Consider the following 214-nt stretch of genomic DNA (forward strand, 5'->3'; position numbering starts at 1 on the left):
GGCTCAAATTCTCCATTGCGCTCACGAGGAGTTTCAAGTTCGAAGCTGCCAAGTGCCGATTTGACCGTCTTTTTACTGTAACCGTTACGGCGGTTATTACTATTGAGATTCTGCCCAAGATAACTTTCTATTTCAGCTGATAAAGCTGCTTCAGTAAGTTGTTTAATAAGCGGGGCTAGGACCCCATCACTGCCTGTGATGGGCTTACCTGCTT

At 45.8% G+C, this 214-nt stretch carries 1 protein-coding gene; it reads right to left on the reverse strand.

Translation table 11 applies throughout. From position 1 onward, the window contains the following. The coding region (locus A5N84_RS09325; protein ID WP_198923936.1) for a transposase at nt 1-214 on the reverse strand (214 nt) is incomplete at both ends.

Origin of the sequence: Rappaport israeli (assembly GCF_001888055.1) — a bacterium.
GTDB lineage: Bacteria > Pseudomonadota > Gammaproteobacteria > Cardiobacteriales > Cardiobacteriaceae > Rappaport > Rappaport israeli.